The 15,924-nt window shown below is 34.8% G+C and carries 14 protein-coding genes; 10 read left to right on the top strand and 4 right to left on the bottom strand.

Going from position 1 to position 15,924, the window contains the following annotated elements:
• The first annotated feature begins 5 nt into the window (after nucleotides 1–5).
• On the top strand, nucleotides 6–449 hold the full coding sequence (locus tag K350_RS31755; RefSeq protein ID WP_162144220.1) for a c-type cytochrome: 444 nt from the start codon (nucleotides 6–8) through the stop codon (nucleotides 447–449).
• Between the two features lie 239 nt (nucleotides 450–688).
• Nucleotides 689–1,384: a hypothetical protein gene (locus K350_RS0126185; RefSeq protein WP_028982450.1), complete on the top strand. Its 696-nt coding sequence runs from the start codon at nucleotides 689–691 to the stop codon at nucleotides 1,382–1,384.
• A 314-nt stretch (nucleotides 1,385–1,698) separates the two neighbouring features.
• Here the strand turns inward: K350_RS0126185 and K350_RS0126180 are convergent, their stop codons facing one another.
• Both K350_RS0126180 and K350_RS0126175 read right to left on the bottom strand, forming a co-directional pair.
• Complete coding sequence (locus tag K350_RS0126180; RefSeq protein ID WP_028982449.1) at nucleotides 1,699–2,484, bottom strand: hypothetical protein; 786 nt, start codon at nucleotides 2,482–2,484, stop codon at nucleotides 1,699–1,701.
• A 169-nt stretch (nucleotides 2,485–2,653) separates the two neighbouring features.
• Nucleotides 2,654–3,604 (bottom strand): CapA family protein, encoded by a 951-nt coding sequence (locus K350_RS0126175; protein ID WP_028982448.1) that lies wholly within the window; start codon nucleotides 3,602–3,604, stop codon nucleotides 2,654–2,656.
• Between the two features lie 450 nt (nucleotides 3,605–4,054).
• Between K350_RS0126175 and K350_RS31750 the strand changes: the two genes are divergently transcribed.
• Together K350_RS31750 and K350_RS0126165 are read left to right on the top strand one after the other, a co-directional pair.
• Nucleotides 4,055–6,682 (top strand): T9SS type A sorting domain-containing protein, encoded by a 2,628-nt coding sequence (locus K350_RS31750; RefSeq protein WP_051313744.1) that lies wholly within the window; start codon nucleotides 4,055–4,057, stop codon nucleotides 6,680–6,682.
• Between the two features lie 526 nt (nucleotides 6,683–7,208).
• Nucleotides 7,209–8,702: a choice-of-anchor Q domain-containing protein gene (locus tag K350_RS0126165; RefSeq protein WP_156027208.1), complete on the top strand. Its 1,494-nt coding sequence runs from the start codon at nucleotides 7,209–7,211 to the stop codon at nucleotides 8,700–8,702.
• An 84-nt stretch (nucleotides 8,703–8,786) separates the two neighbouring features.
• Here K350_RS0126165 and K350_RS0126160 read toward each other — a convergent pair whose 3' ends face one another.
• Together K350_RS0126160 and K350_RS0126155 are read right to left on the bottom strand one after the other, a co-directional pair.
• Nucleotides 8,787–9,317 carry a hypothetical protein gene (locus tag K350_RS0126160; protein WP_028982446.1) on the bottom strand — a complete coding sequence of 177 codons (531 nt, stop codon included), beginning with the start codon at nucleotides 9,315–9,317 and terminating at the stop codon, nucleotides 8,787–8,789.
• Between the two features lie 12 nt (nucleotides 9,318–9,329).
• Nucleotides 9,330–10,484 carry a zinc-dependent alcohol dehydrogenase gene (locus K350_RS0126155; protein WP_028982445.1) on the bottom strand — a complete coding sequence of 385 codons (1,155 nt, stop codon included), beginning with the start codon at nucleotides 10,482–10,484 and terminating at the stop codon, nucleotides 9,330–9,332.
• A gap of 274 nt (nucleotides 10,485–10,758) precedes the next feature.
• Here K350_RS0126155 and K350_RS0126150 point away from each other — a divergent pair, with 274 nt between their 5' ends.
• From K350_RS0126150 to K350_RS0126125, 6 genes are all read left to right on the top strand, one after another.
• Complete coding sequence (locus K350_RS0126150; RefSeq protein ID WP_028982444.1) at nucleotides 10,759–10,977, top strand: hypothetical protein; 219 nt, start codon at nucleotides 10,759–10,761, stop codon at nucleotides 10,975–10,977.
• A gap of 119 nt (nucleotides 10,978–11,096) precedes the next feature.
• Entirely contained in the window at nucleotides 11,097–12,101 is a 1,005-nt protein-coding gene (locus K350_RS30500) for an ion channel (RefSeq protein ID WP_051313742.1), read from the top strand.
• Between the two features lie 137 nt (nucleotides 12,102–12,238).
• Nucleotides 12,239–12,607, top strand: coding sequence for a hypothetical protein (locus K350_RS0126140; protein WP_028982443.1), 369 nt, complete (start codon nucleotides 12,239–12,241; stop codon nucleotides 12,605–12,607).
• Between the two features lie 80 nt (nucleotides 12,608–12,687).
• Nucleotides 12,688–13,509 carry a carcinine hydrolase/isopenicillin-N N-acyltransferase family protein gene (locus tag K350_RS0126135; RefSeq protein WP_037577300.1) on the top strand — a complete coding sequence of 274 codons (822 nt, stop codon included), beginning with the start codon at nucleotides 12,688–12,690 and terminating at the stop codon, nucleotides 13,507–13,509.
• Between the two features lie 133 nt (nucleotides 13,510–13,642).
• Nucleotides 13,643–15,214, top strand: coding sequence for a bifunctional metallophosphatase/5'-nucleotidase (locus tag K350_RS0126130; protein WP_028982441.1), 1,572 nt, complete (start codon nucleotides 13,643–13,645; stop codon nucleotides 15,212–15,214).
• Nucleotides 15,215–15,238: 24 nt separating this feature from the next.
• A complete protein-coding gene (locus K350_RS0126125; RefSeq protein ID WP_028982440.1) occupies nucleotides 15,239–15,697 on the top strand; it encodes a hypothetical protein in 459 nt (152 codons plus the stop codon).
• Nucleotides 15,698–15,924 lie beyond the last annotated feature (227 nt).

The following is a 15,924-nucleotide window of genomic DNA, read 5'->3' as shown; positions in this document are numbered from 1 at the left end:
TTAAGATGACAGTTGCAGTATCAGCTTTTGCGATTATTGTAACATTGTTCTGTTTTTATATTGTAAAAGAAAAGAGGCAGTCAAAACAGTTTAATTGCGGTGTTGTTGAAGAGCAACCTGTCTGTGGAAATTATTTAAGACAGATAAGCAGTGGTGTAGAATTTAATAAAACAGGAGAGCAGTTATTTACTAATAATTGTAGAGCTTGTCATAGTATTCACGATGTTGTTGTAGGACCAGCTTTAAAAGATGTTGGAAAAAGAAGACCTAAGAAATGGCTTTATAAGTTTATTAATAAGTCAAATGCGGTTATTAAGTCCGGAGATCCTTATGCTGTAGAGCTATACAATAAATATGCTAAAACAGAAATGAAAGAGTTTAATTTCACAAAAGCAGAGATAGATTCAATACTTGAATATATTGATGGATATTCTCATCAGGGTTATTAGTTTGATGTCCTTTTTTTCGTCTCCCAAAGTCCGCAATAGAAAGATTGGATATTAAATATTCTTCAATTAAAAGGGATATCCTTCATTTTTACCAACATTGTTTATTAATCCTAGAATGATTATTTTAGTCCTATTAATTTGAATACAGAATCCAACAGTGCTACCATTTTTTTTTACAAGCATTGTCTTGTCAGCTGAGTTAAATTAAAAATTGTTTTATGTTAATTAAATTTTTTGATATGAAAAAAGTATTAATAAGAGTTGTATTCTTAGTCCTTGGGTTATTCACTGTAATTGATGGCGTTTGTCAGAAAAGATTAAGGATGTTTGAAAGGAATAGATTCCATAAAGATAAATTAAATGTTATCAGTCTTTATCCGGTTGGGGTGCTTAATATACTTGATCCATCATTACAAATTGGATATGATAGAAAAGTACGGGAAAATGTTGTCATTCAAATAAGTGGAGGTATTATCTTGCCTCATAGCATATTTGGTTTTGTAGGACTATTACCCAATAAAGATTATTATAGATTTAGTGGCTATAAAATTATGGGGGAAACAAAATATATTTTAGCCGAAACCATAAGTGGCAGGCATAACCTTTTCTGTTCTGTGGAAGCTTTTTATAAGAATGAAAGAAATGAAGTAAATGGATCGGCTTCTCCCGGGCCTTCCGAGCTTACTTATACAGACTATTTTACTGTACACAAAGAAGTGGTAGGTGTTGGTCTAAAATTTGGTATGCAATTTATGTTCGGCAGAATGATAATGGAATTTAATTCAGGAGTAGGTTTGAGACATAATAATATTACGCAAACTAATCGAGATAACCCAGAGGATAGATTGAACGAAACACCTAATCACATACATAGAAAAGGTAAGTATTATAGGTTGTATCTTCCATTGCATTACAAAATAGGCTATAGATTTTAATTAGTTGCTTATGTTTTTTTTTATAACTAAATCATATATTACACTTTTGTAGTAGTGTCATTTCTTTACAGTAGACTGTTGTAAGACACATCATGGAAAAATGAAAGATATAATTTCACAAAGACTATGATAGATTCAATGCTAGATTGTATTTAATTATCCCGACGAGTTTATTAGTAGTGAGGTTGAAAATATTTTTTGACAAAAAACTTTGACTTTGTAAGTGTAAGTCTGGATGTGGGACTTAAGGCAGAAATCTCAGAGGTATTATAGAGGCCTGTCATAGGTGTTATAGACAGGCCAATGATTGAAAATTATCTGTTGATTAATAAGATCTTGTTGTATATAGAAGAATTACCTTCGATTAGTTTTAGCATAACTGATTGCTCAGAAATGTCTTTAATTTCAATACATAGATTTTTTGTTAAGCCTTCTTTTAGCATCTGCCCTGTTAAGGAATATATTTGGTAATTTACTTCCTTATTAATTGGCAGTCCGTTTATGTAAATAAAATCAGAATAAGTCGTCGGATTAGGGAAAATATTTATAGAAGGCTTTGGCTCTTCAGATTTGGTAGATGAAATATCACAAGTATACACATTGTCAGTTAGGTTATTGATAGATACGTAATTACGATTATTTATTATTCCGGAAAAGTTAGATCCTTCTCCTTCAATAAGTATGGTTAATGGATCAAAGTAGAATACCCTTCGATTTGCTCCATGTATATACTGAACTTTAATTGAATCAAGATCTTTGGCTATTAGACCATCGTAAAATAATTCACCCACAGCAAGAGAATAATCAGCTACAAGTCTTTCCTGAGTTGCATCTTTACGAAAAAAATAAACCTTTTTATTATCAATATCTTCTCTGACAGCCCCGATATAAACATTGTTTAAATAAGAAACCTTCTTATAAGTTGTGTTATTGATAGTCGTATCGCATCTGATTTGGTATTTGTCAATAGAGGAGTTTCCTAAACCATGAGGATAAAATACTTCCCATATCCGACCTGTCTTTATAGTTGGTATATAATCTTGTGAAAAACTTTTATTAATGAGAAGAATAAATAAAAGAAAGTAAATGGTAGTTTTCATAAAAAATAAGTTTAAATAATTAAAGAATTTGAGTGTACATCTTCACTTGTTTTACTTAGCGTGAATTTAAACAATTTTTATGAATATTTGACGTCACTCCAGAATAGAGAATTAGGTTTTATTGGTAAAATAAATCCAACCTTCTTCTAAGATTTATAAATAGGAAAAATCATAGTACCACTTCTCCTTCATCAGTTATTCTAGTCCCAAATACCGATGAAAGATATTGCATCCTGGCAATTGCATATTCTTTGTTATGACCGATAGCAAGACAGACCTGCATGTTTTGAATAATAACAGGTCTTAATTTAAATTCACTTAACTTCTTGTTTTTTATTATGCATTCAAATAAAAATGACCTATCGTTTCTTAGTAGCTCATTTACAACGTAATCATCAATAAAATCCCCTGTATCGTATAGTATTATCTTTCCTTTGTATATCTCAATTCCCTGAAAGATGTGTGCGCTATGTCCATGGATAATATCTACACCAAGATCTATAAGTCTGTGAGCAAACTCAATTTGTCTTTTGTTGGGTTCTATCTCCATATTTGGTCCCCAATGAATCGATATAATCAATACATCTACTTCGCTTCTTAATTTTACCACTTCAGATTCCAATTCTTCCGGATCATCAACTGTTATAAAAAATGTACCTGGATGAAGGTTAGCTCTCCATGATGGTTCATTGTCAGTACAACCTATGATTCCTATCTTAATGTTGTTTTCTTTAATAATTATGGGCTTTTTGGCTTGAGCTATATTTATTCCAGCACCTGCGTGACCAATGGAATGATGATCAAGGATCCGAATGGTTTCTTCCAATCCGTCTATTCCATAATCACCAATATGATTATTGGCAATATTAGCAACATGGATATTGGCAACTTTAAGGGTATTAATTTTGTCAGGGTCGGCTTTGAAGTTGAATACTTTATTGACAGGCCGTTTAGATGTGGTAATAGCTGCTTCAAGGTTTATAATATTTACTCCCTCCTGTCTGAGCAGAGGTAAAACATCTCCCCATGGATATTCATATCCTGATTCAGAAATCTTAAGATTAACATTTCTTCCAATCATTACATCGCCCATGAACCTGATGGTGCAAGTATTTTCCATAATAAGCTATTTACCTGCATTAAGTAATTATGTTTAAGTGGTTGTGAGGGAGGTAAATTTTACAAACAGCAGAAGATGGATATTGAATCGTTATTCGGACTGGGGAGTAGCTAAGTAAGGTTTGTCTTAAAGAATCAGTTTAATTGAACTATTGAAAAGTTAGCGAATTTTTAAGATTATAGAAAATAGCAATGTAAGTGCTATTTCGAAAATCATTTTTGTAAGCGAGGACTTTATTAATATCTTATTTTCTATTTCGCTTTATACCCAATCATATTTTTTACAGATGTAAATTCAAATTTTATATATACTTCAGGCCAGTGTTTCAATTCTTACCATAAAACTGGCATATTCTCAGATTAAAAATATACCCTTTTCCTGTATTGTCAGCGAATTTAAATTGTGACAAATTTGAATTTACATACGCTAGACACACTTAAAACAAATTATATGAAAAAACTATTTTTACAGATTGTGCTATTGTTTTATTGTATTACGACATGGGCGCAACAGCCATTTCAGTATGTATCCAAATGGGGAGTTACCGGCTCTGAAGCTGGGCAGTTTAGACAGCCAAGGGAATTGCTGGTAGATAGGGATGGGAATATTGTGGTTTTAGATGTAAATAACTTCAGAGTTCAAAAATTTACACCTGAAGGCGAATTCTTGTCTCAATTTGGACGGGGTGGCGAAGGCCCGGGAATGTTGAATGGCCCTACTGGTATTGCTGTGAACAGTAAAGGGGAAATTTATATTTCAGATAATTTTAATCATAGAATACAGAAGTTTATTCCTTCCGGAGGATTTGCTTCGATGTGGGGTAGTGAGGGTACTGGTAAAGGACAGTTTAAAAATATCGGAGATCTGGCAATAGATAAGTTTGATAATGTGTATGTACCGGATTATGAAAATAACCGTGTTCAGAAATTCACTACAGAGGGTGAATATATCACAGAATGGGGAGCGTCTGGTCCTGAAAATGAACAGTTGAATTTTGGTCCACTAGCATTGGATGTAGACTTGCAAGGGAATGTATATGTAGCTGATGGGAATCGAATTCAGATATATACTTCAGATGGTGTTTATATTAAAACAATTGCTTTATGGTTCACTCCTGCGAGTGTATTCGTTGATAAGGACGGAAATATTTATATGGGAGAGTCTCAGTATAATTTTGTTTTTAAATATGATTCAAATGGGAATTACCTCGGCTTCATTGGCGGTACAGGTAATGGCGATGGGTTTTTAGATGCACCCAAAGGGGTAGCTGTGGATGGCAAAGGCTTTGTTTATGTTGTGGAAGCGGGCAATAATAGAATACAAAAGTTTAAACCATTTGCATATGGTATTTCAAGTCCTACTGTTGGCTGTTCCGGAAATTTCTCTGTGAAGGTTCAAAATTACATTAATCCGACTCCTGGTGTAATTGGTTTAGATGTTTGCCTGAAATATGATCCTGCTATCATGACGGCAAAGTCTACCTACACAATTGGTAAAGTAGTAAATGCTGGAAAGGCTTCGTGGGCAGTTGCAAATCTCAATATATCAACCCCGGGTGAAATTAAAGCTACCATTTATTATACTTCAAGTGCTCCTGCAACCACAAGCTTTAAAGGCATTGGAGATATCATCACATTTGATTTTAGTCTGAAATCAAACATACAACCACAAGCAAGCCCTCTTACTTCATGTGGTATTACAGAAAGTAATATGAATAACGGAGGGTATGTTGAATATCCTGTCCATGAAGGAAGTTTGTATGTTTCTACAAATCAGTTTACAAGTAAGTTGTATTATGCGGGTACCTATGTTCCTATGGGGACCTCAACAGTTGCTGGCTCTTATTATAATGTTACCAGAATTTATCCTGGTTTTAATTGTAGAAGCACCAATGTCGCTCCTGTGAAACCAGATACAAGCGGCGTGTTCACAATTCCGTTTACCAATGGCGAAATTGTATTTGAGCGAGATATCAGAGGTTCATATGAAGATAGCATAGGGCTTCCTTCTATTATGTCTGTTATTAATGGAAATGATGTTGTCCTTGCTTCTAATTTTATTGTTGGAAAAACTTTACCAAATTTTTATCAGCTCGTTGCTGCAGATGTGAATCTTGATGGAAGAGTTACAGCTGGTGATTTAACGTTAATGACAAGACGTTATTTGTTAAAAATAGGAGAGTTTCCACAACTATGGAATTATAATGGGTATGTACCAAATGAGAATAGAGAACTGTCAAAAGACTGGCTTTTTATTGATGATAGTTCAGTTGTGAAATATTCAAATTATAGTATTAAAAATGTACCTTCAATACCAAATTGTATTCAACCTCTGAATGTATGTCCCACGACAAAGGACAAATATAGAGGAATATTGCTGGGAGATGTGGATGGAAGCTGGGCTGTTGCAAATAAAGCGCAAAGAAGGGCATTTCAGAATGAAACAGAAGTTTTATTTAATCTTGCAGAAGCCACTTATACAGGTGGAGGTGCCTTTTCAGTACCTGTTTATGTTTCAGCAGATGATGATATTTCATCAGTAGATTTTTCGATTGATGTTGATAGTACTGTATCTATTTTGAAAGTAACATCTGATACTCCCGATTTGATTTTTGATAAAAACGTTTATGGGCGAAGCCTTTTAGTGGGGTCATATGTTTCTGACGGATATATTGTAGATAGCAAAGTTTTTTCAGTAAGTCTAAAAATTAATGATGGTCAGAAGTTAAATGAAAATCTCTTTGGTGGTTTTAATGCATATATCAATGGTACTCCGGTTTCTTCAAAAATCGGCACTGCAGGAATTACTACAGGTATTGTTGAAAATAATAGTATTACAGATTTTCATGTTTATCCTAATCCGACTAAAGGTGCATTCACTGTAGAACTTAAGAATGCAGACCTCGCAAATGAACTGGTTGTTTATAATGTGTTAGGTATTGAGGTTGCAAGGTTTTCAAGTCTTAAAGGTAATTCTATAAATGAATTTGATCTTTCAGAATTAAAAGCAGGAGTATATCAGTTAAAGCTGGTAGGGGATAATTTTAATAGAGTAAATCAACTTGTGATAGAGGAATAGAAGTTAATCTCTGAATAATAACAATGCCTTTTAGCCTATATCAGCTGAAAGGCATTGTTGTTTATGGAAGAGGGATTATTATGGAGTTGGGGGATGTTTTTGAAGTCTATGAGAGGTAGCTAGTATTAGGAGTATCGAGACTTACTTTATAATCAATCTTTGATAAAAGTAATCTTCATTATTAGGCTCCTTTTGATTCTATGTATTTTTCAGTTTTAATCCGAATTCATATAAATAAAAACTGCCGCCTCCTTTCGGAAACGACAGCCTTTTTAACCAACCATTTAAGCTCTATTACACCTCCACCTGTCGGCTGACAGTGATGTTAATGGTATTGGAAAATTCACCAACCTGCTCGTCTTGTACTTTGTAATATTTATGATATCACTGATTATCAATCTCACACTTGAAAAAAAGCGCTATAACTATCAAATTAACTCAAAATATTCAGAACCTTTGGTATAAAAAAGTAAAGCATTTTATCTTTGATACGTATGTATCTTTTGAATCTGATTATTTATCCATAATGAAAAAATTTTACATCTCTATTGTATTCTTATTTGCTTTTAATGTTCTGAGTGCTACCACATTCACAGTTTTAAATAAAAATGACGCCGGTCCAGGTTCTCTGAGACAATGTATTGCAGATGCCAATGCAGACCTTACAGCAACAATGGAAAATCCACATATTATCCATTTTAATCTGGCAGATGGAAGTAGAGAAATCTCCTTGCTCTCTGCTCTTCCTGCAATTGAAAATCATTTAGTTGTAGATGGCCAAGCTGAATATGTAAAAATTTTAGGCGGATCAGGGTTTAGAGTATTTGAAATAAAATCCGGAAAGTATGTATTCTTCAGCTCGTTAATACTTTCAAAGGGAAGTTTAACTTCAGGAGTTGGAGGATGTATTTTAAATTCAGGAGGTTTATGGCTGGACAACGTCAGTGTAGATGGAAATGAGATCATAGGTAATGGATATGGAGGGGGAATTTATAATAACGGTTATCTGGAAATTACAAATAGTTGGATTATCAATAACCACAATACAGGGGGAGAATCAAATTCCGGAGGAGGAATTTGCAGTAGTGTAAATGGCAGAGTGAAGATTTCCAAAACTACAATTGGTGCTAATTGGACGTCATCTGGAGGCGGAGGACTTTTTAATAACGGAAGAGAGGTCGAGCTTTCAGATATGACTTTTGTCAATAATATGGGTGGAGAAGGGGGAGCTTTATGTAATAGAAATTATGCCATATTAACCAACGTGACTATGTTTAACAATCAGGCACAGATAGGAGGGGCAATTAGCAGCTACTGGAATACTATACTGATCAACTGCACCATTAGCGCTAATGATATAGGAGGAGGTATTTATGTAAATAAAAGCACCGATGTAACCCTTACAAATACGATTGTTACGGGAAATAGAGGTAGCCTGACTAAAACTAAAGAAGATATCTACAGCACGTCAGAGGCTTTTATAAGCGCTACTAATTGCTTATTTGGTAACGTTGGTAAGTGGTTAACAATTGAAGGTCCTAACAACGAAATGGGTATTACCCCTGAATCTGCCTTTGGTACGGGAAGTACCAACGGATTTTTTAACGGATCAAAAATAGAAACTATATCATTGACAGAAGGTGCACTGGCCATTAATGCAGGGACCACTGAAAGTGCACCTTCCAAGGATCAATGCGGTCAGGAAAGGGTAGAACAAATAGATATAGGAGCATTTGAATACCAGTATTCTCTAGCCTCTATATCAGCACAAAAACAACACGATGTAAAGATCTTCTCCGACTACAGTAATGGTCATTATAGATTTGAAGTGGACAATACCATGCAAGGAAACTATGAGTGGAAAGTGATCGATATTAATGGAAGAGTTTTGCAAAGCAGTAATAACGCAAGCAAACAGAATGATCCATCGTTTGACTTGTCCTCTTATCCACAAGGAATCTATATACTTATAGTTAGTTCTCATAAAGGAATTAGTACTAAGGAAGTGGTGAAATTGTGAGAAGAATATGAAGACTATTGTATAATACTATCGATACTTTATTTAATAATGAAATCCCGGACAGACAAGCTTTCCGGGATTTATTTAAATATTTTTCAAAGCCTTTTTAATGAGTTTTTCATCATTAAATATCCTGCCTCTGAATAGAACTAGTCCAATAGCAGAAGCAACTGCCACATGAGCAGCTATTCTGGCAATTGCAGCTTTCCTGTTATACTTCCACATAGCTTTGAATCCTATTTCAGCATAAATATTTGGAATTTTTCCTTTACTCAAATCATCAATGATTCCTTCTATAACATCTACGCGATCTGCAATGAGCAAAGGCAGCCAGTGACTGAACTGTCCTTCACTCTTTTTATATGCATTCCGGCGAATCATACCGCTAAGCCCTTTAGGAGGTAAGGTTGTTCCAAATACTGCAGTTAAGTTTGGCCTTTCTGTTGATTTTAAAATTTCTACAGTTGGCTTTTGTAAAGCCGGCCTTTCCCATGTATAGCCGTTTTGTTCTTCATCTGTACGGTTGGGCTTCATAGGATAAGTAGGATCATTTTCCGGATCCGCATCTATTCCCCAGTCTTTAATATTTGGCTGTTCTTTTAATATTTTTTCCATATGAATATCCGTTTATTCTTTTGCTGTAGGTGGAATCAGAATAGGTTTGATACAGTTGTCCAGTTTATCCGAAAAGATTCTGTATGCATCAGATACATTCCTTAATGGCATTCTGTGAGTAATTAGCTCTTTTGGCTTGATGGTTCCTTTCTGAACGTGATCGATCAGTTTAGGTAACAGCCTTTTTACAGAAGCCTGATTAGCACGTATTGTAATACCTTTATTCAATACGTTACCTATAGGTACGAGATTTCCTGTAGGTCCATATACACCTACAATAGAGACAATACCACCTTTTTTTACCGAGTTGATAGCCCAGAATAAAGCAGTAGCAGAACCTGCCTGTAACAGTGTTTTTCTTCCTGTTATTGTCTGCATAGCACTACCGGCTGCTTCGGCACCCACGGCATCAATGCAAACGTCAGCGCCAAGCCAGTCAGTAGTTTGTTTGATAAATTGTACAGGATCTTCAATCGATTTGAAGTTATAGGACTCGCATTTAGCGTAGTTCTTTACAAACTCCAGCCTGAATTCATTCTGGTCAATGACAATGACTCTTCCTGCACCAAACAACCATGAACATTTAGCTGCCATTATTCCAATTGGCCCTGCACCAAATATTACCACCGTATCTCCTGGCTGGATTCCACCCATCTCCGCTGCCTGGTAGCCAGTGGGAACTACGTCTGTTAACAATACTGCATCATCAAGATCCATTCCTTCCGGTATAATAGTAGGTCCAAAATTTGCATAAGGTACCCTTACATACTCTGCTTGTCCTCCATCGTATCCACCTGCAGTATGAGAATATCCGAAGATACCACCCACTGCTGTAGCTTCAGGATTAGATTCATGACAATTGCCATACAATCCCTGTCTGCAGAAAGAACATTTTCCGCAAGCAATATTGAATGGCACCAATACCTTATCTCCGAGCTTTAACTTATGGACCTCTGATCCCAACTCTACTACTTCTCCCACGAACTCATGACCAAAAGTCGTACCTACACGTGTATCAGGTACATTTCCATTATATAAATGCAGGTCAGATCCACAAATGCATGAACGTAACACTTTTACTATACAATCCTCCGGATGAAGGATTTCAGGCATTGGCTTTTCTTCTGCACGGACCCTTCCTGGGCCCCGATAATTCATTGCAAGCATATCTATCCTTTAAGTTCTTTTATATTTTCTGCTGGCTTGATTCTTAATTTAGAATCGTCCCTTTTTAAAGAACTAGTGAGATTGTTTAAAAGTTAACACTAGGGAATACTGGTTTTTAATTACATTGTATTTCGTTGAATTCTAAATGATTGTTGATGTAATGAATGTTAAATGACTATGCCCTAAGAAGGATAGGTGAGAAGATCTTTTCATGTGTTTTTGAAAGGAGTTAAAGATTCTTTAATTTAAGATGGAATACGAAGTGTTAAACTACATGAAGAAAGCTTTTAAAATTATAGTAACAATCATTATTGTATTGTATATCCCATTCTCATTTTTATTAGACACAGCAATCGGAGCTTCTTCTCATAATATTCCATTTAAAAGCAGAGAAGATGCAGAACGACATTTGTATATTAGTTTAGTTGTAGGAGTGATATTTATAATTCTGATATGGCTGCCCTGGAAGAGAATTTTAAATAACAATAGTTAACCACCTACATAATTTCTTTCATTCATGCTTTAAACAAGGCAACAAAGTCGTTTTTCTCCCTTACTGAATAGTTTTTTCTTATATCTCAAACTTTGACTCCTTAAGGCAGTTTTTGGGTTATGGAGCAAGGTTCCGAGAATAAATCAGAAAAATGCAATAAACACCCCTTTACTACTCAATATAAAATTGAAGAATTAGGATTTGGTAGTTCTCCTGAAACAGAGAACGAACGTCTGATATTCCATGACGGTAGATTTAATGTGAGAAGATCAGGGATAATGCTGTATGGTAATAATAATAGTCTGTATCACTGGTTTACTTCTGCTGATTGGGCTACGTTTACTATTGCCATTATCATTCTTTACCTGGTTTTTAATTTGTTCTTTACTGGCCTTTACTATATCGCTGGGATAGAGGGCGTCGTAAGAAGGCCAGGCTTAAATACCATTGAAAAGTTTTTCGAGGTATTCTTCTTTTCGTCTCAAACATTGACGACAGTGGGATATGGAAGAGTGAGTCCATTGGGATTAGGTGCTAACCTGGTTGCTTTTTTTGAGTCTCTTACCGGCTTGATGTGCTTTGCAGTGGCCACTGGTATCATGTACGGTCGTTTCTCTATGCCTAATGTAAAACTACTTTCCAGCGACCAGGCGTTAATAGCGCCTTATAAGGGTCAGAAATCATTTCAGTTCAGAATTGCCAATGCTCGTAAAAATCAATTACTGGACGCTGAGGTGCAACTGATTTTTTCTTGGGTAGATGCTTCGTGTGATAGACCAATACGGAAATTTAATAATCTTAAACTAGAAATTAATAAAATCAATTTCTTCCCATTAAACTGGACAGTGGTTCATGTTATTGATTCAGAAAGTCCTATTCAGGGCTGGACCAAAGAGGATCTGGAAGAATCTAATGTTGAATTTCTTGTTTTGTTTAAGGCTTTTGATGATGTATACAGTCAGGTCGTGCACTCGAGGGTTTCGTACAAACATAACGAAATCGTTTGGGGAGCCGTTTTTGAATCCATGTTTCAAACTGACAGGCATGGTGAAACATTGCTTGAAATGAAGAAAATAAGCAATTACACCCTGATAAAACCAAATGATCTTTTCGATCAGTTATAGTTTCTAAAACATACATTTATTTAACCTATATTCATCAATACCGACATCTGCTGCACTTCCCGGAAGTGTCAGCAGACAATCCTTATTTATTCTGCATTTTGATTATTACTGCTTAAATAGATATTTTTATATTAAATATGAAAAATAGGCATTTAAGACTTTTAGTAATATTATTAGGATTGACTTTGGGCGGATGTAAGAGGTATACTAATAAAGACAGATATATTATTTCAATCGGTGAAAAATTGGATCTCTATTATTCTACTAATTCTTGCTGTTATTACTGCCTGTCCAATGAAAAGGAATTAAAGCATGTGACCTTATTAGGACGAAAAACGATTGATGAGGGACCTGAAGATTGCGAAGGGTGTAATTTTGTAGCAGCTTTTACTTTGCAGGGAAAATCTATCGGCATTGATACTGTCGAATTAAAGCTATTAACAGCAACTATGAGTTGCGATGAAGATTATGGGGTACCTGAAAAATATATAATTGAGGTAAAATGAGAACCTCCTTACATATTATGTCTTCTGAAAGATTTGATGATTGGGTACTAATGTGTTAATTGAAATTCTGAATCTGAATTATGAGAATATTATTTTACAAAATAACATGGCTTCTTATCTTCACATTGATTTATTGTAATACCAATGCTTGCTCTATATTGTATTATGTTGATCCTGCAACTGGTAAGATTTATGTTGCCAATAATGAGGATTATTGGTATGACATAAAGCCATATATCGAAATTCTTCCCAGTTCAAAGAACGAATATGCCAGGTTATGGTATGGATGGGACAATTTTGCACAAGGTGGTGTAAATGAATATGGATTATTTTTTGATGGAGCGGCTACTCCTGAGGAGCCTGCAATAGATGGGTATAGTAAACCAAAAGGGAATCTGGGTGATAGAATTATATCTAAATGTAAAACGGTAACCGAAGCCATTGATTTATTAGAGCAGGAAAAAATTGCATTAACTAATGGACACTTATTTTTGGGTGATAAGACAGGTAATGCTGCTGTGGTAGAATGGGCAAATGGAAAACGAAATTTGGTTTTCATTAAGGACAATGTATTGTTGGCTACAAACTTTCTTTTGACTGATACTACCAAAGGAAATTATCCATGTCAACGATACAATGCAATGGAGAAAGACATAAGTTATATAAAAGAAAATAACGAAACTGTTAATTTAAAGAGAATAGGAAACGTCGCAGCGAAGGCTGTTCAGTTGCCTTCAGAAAATAAAGAAAATCAAACAGCAGGAACACTCTATTCTACGTTCATTGATATTACAGATATGGAGTTTGTTTTAATCTACAAACTTGACAACTCTAAGGTTACACATTTTGACTTAAAAGAAGAGTTTAATAACAATAAGAAACAAAAAATCAAACTGTATTAATCAGTAGGGATAATAGGTTAATTAAATTAAGCAACGGAAATACCAATTATAGATCTGAATAATATTTTTTATACTTTTATCATCAATTGGAAATTTAATTTCTCAAGCTAATCATCTTTCCGTCTAAACATTCATGAAACCACATAGCTTTTTTGTATTTGCATGTTTGCTGGTCTCCTTAAATTATATTTCCTGTCAGAGGAAACTTTCCGGCAAATATAAACCACTAACTTTTACTATTCTTCAGATCAATGATGTTTATGAAATAGAACCGCTTTCAGGAGGAGAAGAAGGCGGTATGGCTCGCGTTGCCAAAGTTCGAAAGGATTTAGTCAAAGATAATAAAAACACGATAGCGGTGCTTGCAGGTGATTTTGTCAGTCCTTCTTTTATGGGAACACTAAAGTATAATGGTCAACGTCTTGCAGGCAAACAGATGGTAGATGTGATGAATGCAACAGGTATTGATTATGTCACTTTCGGAAATCATGAATTTGATATTGAGAAAAGGCAATTACAGGAAAGAATCAACGAATCAGAGTTTACATGGGTATCTTCCAATGTTGAAGAAAAAAGAGTAGATGGAAGCACGGGGCCTTTCATGAAATATAAAAATGGTACTTCAGAGGTAATCAGGCCCTATGTAATTCATCAGTTTATATATGAAAAAGGTCAATCGATTCGACTCGGAATTATTGGGGTAACACTTCCTTTTAATAAGACAGATTCAATTGTGTATGACGATATATATAGTTCTGTCAAGGATACTTATGAAAGAATAAAAGATAGCTGTGATGTAATTGTAGGGCTTACACATCTTGAAATGGAAATGGATAAGAAGCTGGCAAAGGTTGTACCTGGTCTTGATCTTATCATCGGTGGTCATGAACATATGCACATGTATCAGGAAGTTGGAAAAGTTTTGATTTGTAAAGCAGATGCCAATGCGAAATCTGCCTGTATTCATAAGGTGACGTATGCGCCAGACACTCGTGAAGTGAATGTTATTTCCGAATTGAAAATAATAAACTCATCAGTTCCTTTTGATAGTGAGGTTAATAAAACAGTGCAAAAATGGGTTGCATTCAGAGATAGTGTGGTGTATTCTCTGGGTTTTGTTGCGAAGGAAAAACTGATGAGGGCAGATTTGCCGCTGGAAGCAAGAGAGCCGTTCATTAGGTCACAGTCAACTAATTTTACAAGACTTGTTACTAATTCGCTATTATACTCCTTCCCGGAAGCAGATATTGCTATTTTAAATAGCGGCAGTATAAGGATTGATGATCAGATGAAGGGTGAAATAACTCAAGCAGATATATTAAGATCTTTACCATTTGGAGGAAGTCTTTCCCTTGTAAAACTTACTGGAGAGGAACTATTGAAGATACTTAATATCGGCACTGCAGTATATCAGAAAGGGAGTGGAGGATTTTTACAGATTGAAGGTGCTGAAAGGAAAAATAATGTATGGGTTTTAAATGGAAAGCAGATCATCTTAAGTAATACCTATACTGCAGTGATGCCTACTTTCCTTTCAAAAGGTAAAGAAAAAAATCTTGAGTTTATAAATAAATTTACTCAAACAACACCTGATGCTCTTGCTAATACAAGTATTGATAAAGCTTATTCTAAAAACGATGTCAGAAATTCCGTTATTACATATATTAAGTCTGGAATGAAAAGTCCATTATGGGTGAATGAATAACCAACTATTATAAAGATTTTTAAAATGTTAAAGCATGTATCCGATAAGCTTCGTGAAGCTGAATTAAAACTTGAGCTACGATTTCCAAAAAAGCTTTTTGATTTCATCAGAAAGCTTGAAAGTCCCGATGTAATGTTTGGCGAAGAAGAATGGACTTTCCCCACTGTGACAGATAACCCGGATGACCCTTCTGAAAACTTCATTGTGTCAAAGTCTATGTGGTTTAAAAGTCAATGGAATTTGAATGGGTTGGTATTCGCTGTCGGAACATATGGTGATTATCTAATAGCTCTTCAGAATAAAGATGGTAAAATGTTAAAACAATTATTTATACTTATTGATGAAAGATCAGAGATAAAAATTTTTAACACAAACCTTGATAAACTGCTTGAATATGGCCCTTTTGATTACATGGAATGGAATGATTTTTACCTGAAGCTTGAAGGTGGAGAAGTGCAAAGAGGGGATGAAATGATAGATTAAATCAAATCCTAATTCTGTTAATGAATTATTAAGTAGTTTATTTTTAATTTTCAGGCTAGTGTGCCTTTGTAATTTTTTTTGCGCCCCTTGTTTCTATTGTATTTATCTCATTTTCTTTATTATAAAGTAGTTCTACCGGGTAGCCTCTTTGCTAAAAGTACCATAAAATCTTCAGGTTCGGAAATCTGTTAATGGGTCGATTTGCAAAAAAATGACCAGGTTTGGCT

The organism is Sporocytophaga myxococcoides DSM 11118, assembly GCF_000426725.1.
GTDB lineage: Bacteria > Bacteroidota > Bacteroidia > Cytophagales > Cytophagaceae > Sporocytophaga > Sporocytophaga myxococcoides.
The sequence above is the reverse complement of the archived record's forward strand: the minus strand, read 5'-3'. Positions and strand labels throughout refer to the sequence as shown.

What these genes read in the sequence shown, in the direction of transcription:
- K350_RS31750 (WP_051313744.1), top strand. Translation starts at nt 4,055, where the DNA reads ATGAAAAAACTATTTTTACAGATTGTGCTATTGTTTTATTGTATTACG.
- K350_RS31755 (WP_162144220.1), top strand. Translation starts at nt 6, where the DNA reads ATGACAGTTGCAGTATCAGCTTTTGCGATTATTGTAACATTGTTCTGT.
- K350_RS0126155 (WP_028982445.1), bottom strand. Translation starts at nt 10,484, where the DNA reads ATGCTTGCAATGAATTATCGGGGCCCAGGAAGGGTCCGTGCAGAAGAA.
- K350_RS0126150 (WP_028982444.1), top strand. Translation starts at nt 10,759, where the DNA reads ATGAAGAAAGCTTTTAAAATTATAGTAACAATCATTATTGTATTGTAT.
- K350_RS0126175 (WP_028982448.1), bottom strand. Translation starts at nt 3,604, where the DNA reads ATGGAAAATACTTGCACCATCAGGTTCATGGGCGATGTAATGATTGGA.
- K350_RS0126125 (WP_028982440.1), top strand. Translation starts at nt 15,239, where the DNA reads ATGTTAAAGCATGTATCCGATAAGCTTCGTGAAGCTGAATTAAAACTT.
- K350_RS0126165 (WP_156027208.1), top strand. Translation starts at nt 7,209, where the DNA reads ATGAAAAAATTTTACATCTCTATTGTATTCTTATTTGCTTTTAATGTT.
- K350_RS0126135 (WP_037577300.1), top strand. Translation starts at nt 12,688, where the DNA reads ATGAGAATATTATTTTACAAAATAACATGGCTTCTTATCTTCACATTG.
- K350_RS0126160 (WP_028982446.1), bottom strand. Translation starts at nt 9,317, where the DNA reads ATGGAAAAAATATTAAAAGAACAGCCAAATATTAAAGACTGGGGAATA.
- K350_RS0126140 (WP_028982443.1), top strand. Translation starts at nt 12,239, where the DNA reads ATGAAAAATAGGCATTTAAGACTTTTAGTAATATTATTAGGATTGACT.
- K350_RS0126130 (WP_028982441.1), top strand. Translation starts at nt 13,643, where the DNA reads ATGAAACCACATAGCTTTTTTGTATTTGCATGTTTGCTGGTCTCCTTA.
- K350_RS30500 (WP_051313742.1), top strand. Translation starts at nt 11,097, where the DNA reads ATGGAGCAAGGTTCCGAGAATAAATCAGAAAAATGCAATAAACACCCC.
- K350_RS0126180 (WP_028982449.1), bottom strand. Translation starts at nt 2,484, where the DNA reads ATGAAAACTACCATTTACTTTCTTTTATTTATTCTTCTCATTAATAAA.
- K350_RS0126185 (WP_028982450.1), top strand. Translation starts at nt 689, where the DNA reads ATGAAAAAAGTATTAATAAGAGTTGTATTCTTAGTCCTTGGGTTATTC.